General features: G+C 35.8%; 7 protein-coding genes and 3 pseudogenes. 8 read left to right on the forward strand and 2 right to left on the reverse strand.

Annotation, left to right across the window (positions count from 1 at the left end):
* Positions 1–199 precede the first annotated feature (199 nt).
* A complete protein-coding gene (locus GMC92_RS10640; RefSeq protein ID WP_002893762.1) occupies positions 200–421 on the reverse strand; it encodes a tyrosine-type recombinase/integrase in 222 nt (73 codons plus the stop codon).
* A 244-nt stretch (positions 422–665) separates the two neighbouring features.
* Positions 666–1,274: a DUF1269 domain-containing protein gene (locus GMC92_RS10645; RefSeq protein ID WP_002893760.1), complete on the reverse strand. Its 609-nt coding sequence runs from the start codon at positions 1,272–1,274 to the stop codon at positions 666–668.
* Between the two features lie 350 nt (positions 1,275–1,624).
* Here GMC92_RS10645 and GMC92_RS10785 point away from each other — a divergent pair.
* From GMC92_RS10785 to GMC92_RS10680, 8 genes and pseudogenes are all read left to right on the forward strand, one after another.
* Positions 1,625–1,768, forward strand: a pseudogene (locus GMC92_RS10785) (IS982 family transposase); the annotation flags it as partial.
* Positions 1,769–1,771: 3 nt separating this feature from the next.
* A pseudogene (locus GMC92_RS10775) lies at positions 1,772–2,105 on the forward strand (diacylglycerol/lipid kinase family protein); the annotation flags it as partial.
* 147 nt (positions 2,106–2,252) lie between these two features.
* Positions 2,253–2,843, forward strand: a pseudogene (locus tag GMC92_RS10655) (IS256 family transposase); the annotation flags it as partial.
* Between the two features lie 180 nt (positions 2,844–3,023).
* Positions 3,024–3,302: a DUF6110 family protein gene (locus tag GMC92_RS10660; protein WP_002893755.1), complete on the forward strand. Its 279-nt coding sequence runs from the start codon at positions 3,024–3,026 to the stop codon at positions 3,300–3,302.
* Between the two features lies 1 nt (position 3,303).
* Positions 3,304–5,367: a heavy metal translocating P-type ATPase gene (locus tag GMC92_RS10665; RefSeq protein ID WP_002893754.1), complete on the forward strand. Its 2,064-nt coding sequence runs from the start codon at positions 3,304–3,306 to the stop codon at positions 5,365–5,367.
* Between the two features lie 299 nt (positions 5,368–5,666).
* Positions 5,667–6,281 (forward strand): CadD family cadmium resistance transporter, encoded by a 615-nt coding sequence (locus GMC92_RS10670; protein ID WP_338324062.1) that lies wholly within the window; start codon positions 5,667–5,669, stop codon positions 6,279–6,281.
* 11 nt (positions 6,282–6,292) lie between these two features.
* Positions 6,293–6,631: a Cd(II)/Zn(II)-sensing metalloregulatory transcriptional regulator CadX gene (cadX, locus tag GMC92_RS10675; protein WP_049501100.1), complete on the forward strand. Its 339-nt coding sequence runs from the start codon at positions 6,293–6,295 to the stop codon at positions 6,629–6,631.
* A gap of 252 nt (positions 6,632–6,883) precedes the next feature.
* On the forward strand, positions 6,884–7,465 hold the full coding sequence (locus GMC92_RS10680; RefSeq protein ID WP_002908714.1) for a TMEM175 family protein: 582 nt from the start codon (positions 6,884–6,886) through the stop codon (positions 7,463–7,465).
* The last annotated feature ends 256 nt before the right edge of the window (positions 7,466–7,721 follow it).

Here is a 7,721-nt window from a genome sequence, read left to right on the forward strand (position 1 = left end):
ATTACGCTGTTTTTAGTCCAACTGAAATTCATACTTTCCAAACCAGGTCTTAAGAAAGCTCGTAAAGCATCACAATTCTCAAAACGTTAATCAATACGATTATATCAACGTTTACAGACATTCAAGAATTATTTCTTGGATGTCTTTTTTGTTTCAAAAAATCAAAGTTCACCCCAAAATTCACCCCATATTCACCCCATCAATTTTTTAAACTACGAAAAGCAATATCACCTACAGTCTGATTGACTTTATCTTTGATATTAACGTAAGTTTTTGTAATCTCTTTATCACTATGAGTAAGAGCTTCTGAGAAGGCTTCAAGAGAAACACCTGCTTGTTTAGCAAGAGTAGCACCAGTATGTCTTAGTTTGTGTGGTGATGCTGGTGCTAATTCGGGATGTCTTCGTCTGACTGATTTCATCTTGATAAAACTTAAAATTTTTCTAATTATAACGAAGCATAGTCAAAAAGCTATGACCTCTATATTCACAAAAAAATCCAGACCAATACTAGTCCAGATTTCTTGTCTATTAAACATTCTTTTCAAAGAATGGAAGAACGGCTGTAACGGCTTTGTCAACGCAATTATTTAACTGTGAGAATCCGACGCACATAAATTTTAAATGGCGTCTCAGTCACATTTAAATTTATGAGACGCTTAGACGTTAGGCTTTCAATTTGTCAAATTTTGCTTTGACATTTGCCTTGAATTCTTCAAGTTTAGCCTTGCGTTCGGCTTTACGTTCAGCCTTCATTTGTGCACGTGCCTGGTTGTAGAGGTCTTCTTGGACTTGCAGAGCTGCTTCGATTTCGGCTACGACGGTTGCTACATCCCAACGCACGATTTGGGTGTCGTACTTGGTGAAGTAAGCATCGATGACTGCTTCGTTGTTTTCTTGCACCAAGGCGACAACGGCTGTTTCGCCGTCGATCAATTTTTGAGACACAACGTCAATCAAGCCAGCTTCTGCCGTATCAACGGTATCACCAGCAGCCAAACCATAGAGGCTGCCAATACCATAACCAAACAAGACGCCGATAGGACCACCCAAAAGCCCGATAACTGCACCGAGCAAGCCACCTTCTAGGGTTGCATCCGTCGTTGAATCTTCAAAGTCATAGCGTTCTTTTTCAACGATGTGACCGTTTTCATTTTTGACCAAGGCGATTTGAGCAACCTTGGTCGTCTGAGTTTGGCGGAAAGCCTTCAAATCCGCAAAGGACTGATAAGCTTCGCTTTCAGTGTTAAAGACTGAAACTACTAGGTTTTCCATAGTTAGTACCTCTTTTCTAAATATATACGTTCATTATAATACAGTTTCAATCACTTTTCAATCATTTTAGTGCGACATTTTAATTGATATGTCGCGTTTATCAGCGTCAAAGAACAGTTTCAGGCAGCGGTATATCTTTGCCATATCCCAGCCCAGACACTCTGGCGACTCTGAGTGATTATCAAGAAAGGCGTCCAGCAACATCTTAAAGCCTCCCGTGCAAAAAGTAAATAAATAGTGTTTTTCCTGTATGCCTGTCACACGGCTAAAAGACCGCTTGACCAAATCTTCCAGAAAATTATAGCAGATATTATGTACCAGCTCTGTGTAGCGAGTCTGATGAGCGTGCCGAATCACATCGACACTTTTATAGAATCTGCCAACTGTTTCCTTATGGTCGAATCCTTGAAAGAAGTCGCTTTATTCGTCGGTCAAGACAATTAATTTGGCTGGTGCAACTGATTCGCCAAGCTATGAACAAGCAATTATTACCTTTTGAAAGCAAAAATGGCAATTATGAAGGTGAAGCTACTCAGGTCTTAGTTCTTCTATCCAATTACTATGCAGACAAAAAACTATTTGATGAAAATACAGATGAATATGGAAATATCTTGATTTTAAAGGATTCATCCATCATTTCTAAATTATCGGCTATCCCAGATTTATTAAAAAGGGGATCTAGTAGGTAACAATAATATCGAATATATCAAAGTACGCAATATTAGGATTTCTTCAGAGGTTGAGTTAGAGTCAGATGTTGATGGGGATAAGTCGGATAATCTGCCAATAGATATAAAAATACTAGAAAACAGGCTTGAAAAAGGCTCGTAAAGCTAGCCAGTTCTCTAAACGTTAATTCGTTGCTGGACAGCAGAATACAAACGAAAACACTTTGCATCTTGCAAGGTGTTTTTTGTATCAGAACTGGCGGTGCGCAATTAGGATAGCTCTAGCGACTTTAGTCGCGTAGAGATATGCTATGCACAGTTGCCCCAAGAAAACAATGCTTCTTGGTCCACCCTGTTAGACAAGCTTCAAAACCAAGGAATCCAACAGATTTCTCTTGTAGTTACAGATGGCTTTAAGGGGCTTGAGCAGATTATCAGTCAGGCTCACCCATTAGCTAAACAACAATGTTGCTTAATTCATATTAGTCGAAATCTAGCTAGTAAAGTGAAACGAGCAGATAGAGCGGTTATTCTGGGGCAATTTATAATGATTTATCGTGCTGAAAATTTAGAAATGGCAGGACAAGCTTTAGAGGACTTTCTCGCCGAATGGAAACCAAAGTATAGGAAAGTCATGGAAAGTCTGGAGAAGACGGATAATCTTTTAACTTTTTATCAGTTTCCCTACCAGATTTGGCACAGCATGTATTCGACAAACCTCATTGAGTCTCTTAACAAAGAAATCAAACATCAAACGAAAAAGAAGGTTCTTTTTCCTAATGAGGAGGCTCTGGAACGTTACTTAGTTACGTTGTTTGAAGATTATAATTTCAAGCAAAGTCAACGAATCCATAAAGGGTTTGGTCAATGTTCTGATACACTTGAAAGCTTATTTAATTAACACTCCGTAACTCTACTTAAGTGTTTACACATAATTATTTACAGTATCAAAAAATAAAGTATATTGTTTTCATCATAATATAATTAAATATCAGTATAGAGAATTTTATCTATATATCAGATATCAGCAATTGCTTTTGCTGTCATTTTTCGCTACAATAGTTACAAGGAGGAAATAAACATGTTAAAAGAAGTATTAAACGTCGCAAAAGTTGCGAAAAAATCATCTCTCTTCTTAGGAGGGGTAGCATTTGGGACGCTTGGCTTGAAAGTCTTAGCAAGTAAAGAAGCTAAGAAAGGCTATTCTAAGGCCTTGGCTAAAGCTTACAAATTGAAAGATGGACTGGATGCATCTGTTTCTGTTGTAAAACAACACGGTGATGATGTTTTACAAGACGCTAAATATTTATACGAACAGGAAAAGAAAGAAGAACAATTAGATAGCCTGACAGGTGAATAATATGTCTTTTAAAGTGCTACACAGAGGATATCAACATATCCGATTATCGTCCTCGTTTTCACTGACCTTGGATATTCAAGATTATCTTCGTTCCTTGGCTAAAGATGAAAAAGGGATCGACTCTATTCAGTTTTATATGGATCAGCAGCACTTTACTCTACGTATGAAAGAAGGCTTCTCTGTATTAGAAAATGCAGAGGCCTTTTTAAAAAAAATTGACAAGGGGAAAGTTTCGGACTTGATGACTCTTCCCATTCGTAGAGAAGAGAGTGCTTATTCAATTGTATCGGGTGCAGCGATTAAGCGTTTGCTGTTTCGAAGTTTTGTACCCTACCCTATTCGTTATATTTGGACTTGTTATCAGGCTTTGGGTTATGTCAAAGAAGCCTATCAAACTTTAGCGCGCAAGGAACTAACCATGGAGGTCTTGGACTGTTCGGCCATTTTGTTGTCCTTGTTTATGAACCAATCCAAGACAGCTAGCAACATCATGTTTATGCTTGATTTGGGTAATCATCTGGATCAGTGGTCTTTAAAAAAAACAGCAACAGATTTGGAACAAAGCCTTCTTGCTAAAGAAAGTGATGTTTTCTTAGTGCGGGGAGACATGGTCATCAGCATCAAGAGTTCTGATGTTCAAGTAGGTGATGTATTAGTTGTCTCCCAAGGTAATGAAATCTTGTTTGACGGCCAAGTGGTTTCAGGATTAGGCATGGTCAATGAGAGTTCCTTGACTGGAGAGAGCTTCCCTGTTGAAAAGAAAGAGGGAGATTCTGTATGTGCGAATACTGTTTTGGAAACAGGAGAGTTAAGAATTCGTGTGACTGATAATCAGATAAACAGTCGTATTTTGCAACTCATCAATCTGATGAAAAAATCTGAAGAGAGTAAGAAGACAAAACAACGTCATTTTATTAGGATGGCAGACAAGGTTGTAAAATATAACTTCTTAGGTGCTGGTTTGACTTATCTGTTAACAGGTTCGTTTTCAAAAGCCATTTCCTTTTTATTGGTGGATTTTTCATGTGCTCTAAAAATATCCACACCTGTAGCCTACCTTACGGCCATAAAGGAAGGTCTAAATCGAGAAATGGTTATTAAAGATGGTGATGTATTAGAAAAATATCTGGAAGTGGATACTTTCTTGTTTGATAAAACGGGTACCATCACGACGAGTTATCCTTTGGTTGAAAAGGTTCTTCCTTTCGGAGATTATACTGAGAAAGATATTTTAAGAATAAGTGCATGTTTGGAGGAACATATCTATCATCCTATTGCCAATGCAATTGTTAAACAAGCTGAAATTGAAGGCATTGAACACGAAGAAATGCATGGCAAGCTTCAGTATGTTGCAAGCAAAGGGATTAAATCGCAAATTGATGGTCAATCGGTTGTCATTGGAAATTATGTACTAATGCAAGACGAACAGGTAAGAATTAGTTCTGAGCAGCTGGCCTTGATTGAGCAATATAAGACTCATTACAATTTATTGTTTTTGGCTTATAAGAAAGAATTAATTGGGATGTTTTGTATCCACACTCCCTTGAGAAGCGAGGCGAAAGTTGCATTGAAAAAGCTAAAGCGCCAAGGGAAAAAACTGATTCTGGCAACTGGTGATACGTTGGCTAGAACAGAAGAGTTGGTTAAAGATCTGCCATTTGACAACGTTTATACTGATTTAAAACCAGATGGTAAGTTTCAGTTGGTTCAGGAATTACAGAAAGCTGGCCGAACTATTTTGATGGTTGGAGACGGGTTAAACGACTCTGCTGCCTTGACGCTTGCAGATATTGGGGTTGTGATGAATGAAAGTGCTGATATTTCTAAGCAGATGAGTGATATTTTATTATTAGATAATCGTTTAGATTTCTTCGAGGAATTGAATTCTTTATCTGAATCGTTGCAGAAATTAATTCAAAGAAATATTCAAGAAACAGTTGTAATAAATGGAAGTTTAATTGGATTTGGGTTGTTAAATTGGTTAAGCCCATCTAATCTTTCGATATTGCACAATCTGACTACTTTAAGAATCGTCCTTCGTAGTCTTTCTATTAAAAGTAGGTAAGAGACCGAGAAGCTGAGGTTATAAAAACTAAAAGGAGTTGTCTCATTTGAGAATAACGGCTCTTTGTCAACTGTAGTGGGTTGGTGGAAAATTATACCCTGGAGAGGACCAAATTGGTTCTCTCCTTTTAAATATTGAAAAAACCATTGGCAGTGGACATACTTTAAGACTATATATTTCTGAAACTAGTTTCACAATACAAATATTGACATGCAATTATTAATTGGTGGATTTTAAGTTGACATCTACAAAGTTTAATGTTAAAATACATTCAAAAATATATTTGAATGAGGTGCTTTATGGTTCAAAATGTTGTTACTTCAATAATCCTGTATTCTGGGACAGCCGTAGACTTACTTATTATCCTAATGTTATTTTTTGCCAAAAGAAAAAGCAGAAAAGACATCATTAACATCTATTTAGGACAATTTCTAGGCTCTGTTAGTCTAATATTGCTAAGTTTGCTTTTTGCATTTGTCTTAAATTATATTCCTAGTAAAGAGATTTTAGGTTTACTCGGTTTGATTCCAATTTTCCTAGGCCTCAAAGTTTTGCTTTTAGGAGATTCTGATGGAGAAGCTATTGCAAAAGATGGTTTGCGCAAAGATGATAAAAACCTGATTTTTCTAGTCGCTATGATTACTTTTGCAAGTTGTGGTGCTGACAATATTGGTGTTTTTGTCCCATATTTTATTACCTTAAATTTAGCGAATTTGATAGTGGCTTTACTTACCTTTCTAGTCATGATTTATCTCTTGGTTTTTTCTGCCCAAAAATTGGCACAAGTCCCTTCTGTTGGAGAAACTTTGGAGAAATATAGCAGATGGTTTATTGCCGTTGTTTATTTAGGATTGGGGATGTATATCCTGATTGAAAACAACAGCTTTGACATGCTAAGGGCTGTGTTAGGCTAGGAGAAAAAATTATGAAAAAAGATAGTATCTGTCAAGTGGATGTTATAAATCAACAAAATGTTATAACCGCAACGAACTACCTTGAAAAGGAAAAAGTCCAAAAATCACTTCGTATTTTATCAAAGTTTACCGATAATAAACAGATAAATATCATCTTTTATCTCCTTGCTGTTGAAGAACTCTGTGTCTGTGATATAGCCTGTTTACTAAATCTCAGTATGGCATCTGCCTCTCACCATCTTCGTAAACTAGCCAATCAAAACATCTTGGATACTAGAAGAGAGGGGAAAATTATATATTATTTTATAAAAGATGAGGAAATCAAAGACTTTTTTAATCAACTAGGATAACAACTATTTTTACTACTTTATCATGATTATATATAGGACTTATCTATGAAATTTTTTGATGAAAATTACTCACAAGAAAGACTACTCGTAGCAATGGATGAATATTTCTAAAGTTAAATAGAATATGACAGATACATGCTTTTTAGTGTATCTTGTTTGTACTCAAAATATGAAGTGACTATCCAATATTTAAGATTAATAAATATTATACGATGAGATAGAATACTACAAAATGAAAGGCAATGTAATCCGATGAAGAAAGATAGATTAATTGCATTGACAGATGCTGTTCTAGCAATTATTATGACCATTTTGATTTTAGAGTTAGAAAAACCAACGACACCAAGTCTTCAAGCTTTTTGGGATTTACGGCAAAATTTCTTTGCTTATTTTCTTTCCTTTTTCTGGTTGGGATCGTTATGGATGGCACTAAATACATTGTGGGAAAAGGTTGAGAAAATTTCCCCACAAATTGTTTGGTGGAATTTGTATCTTTTATTTTTTGTTTCATTTATGCCCTATGCTACTGGAATAGTTAGTAGTCATTTCATGAATCATACGGCACAGCTCTTTTATGGACTGATCGTTATTGTTTCAACGGTAGCAAACTGGTTTTTACATAAAGTAATTGATAAACCCAATATAGATCAGAAAGAATTACTTGAAGCTACCGCACAATATAGGAAGTTATTGATACCTGACCTAATAATTAAAGGAGTGGGATTGATTCTGTCCTTAATTCTCTATCCTCCGATTATGATGTATAGTGTTTTAATTGCGGCATTTTACATCATAACTTTAAAAACACTATCCGAAAAAAGAGTGAATAACTAAAAAACGGTGACCAAAGTTAGGTGTATTATTTTAATGCTTAGAGACCTAAACTATTCCCTATTTTAAAAATATTGATTCAGATTTTATGAAATTAAAAAGTAGATATTGTTCAGAAAATCCTTGATATTACGCTGTTTTTAGTCCAACTGAAATCAATACTTTCCAAACCAGGTCTTAAGAAAGCTCGTAAAGCATCACAATTTAGTAAACGTTAAAACTTATTTAAACTTATTGAAAGCATTTCGTATCAAAAATA

The organism is Streptococcus parasanguinis (genome assembly GCF_009717775.1).
Classification (GTDB): domain Bacteria; phylum Bacillota; class Bacilli; order Lactobacillales; family Streptococcaceae; genus Streptococcus; species Streptococcus parasanguinis_AG.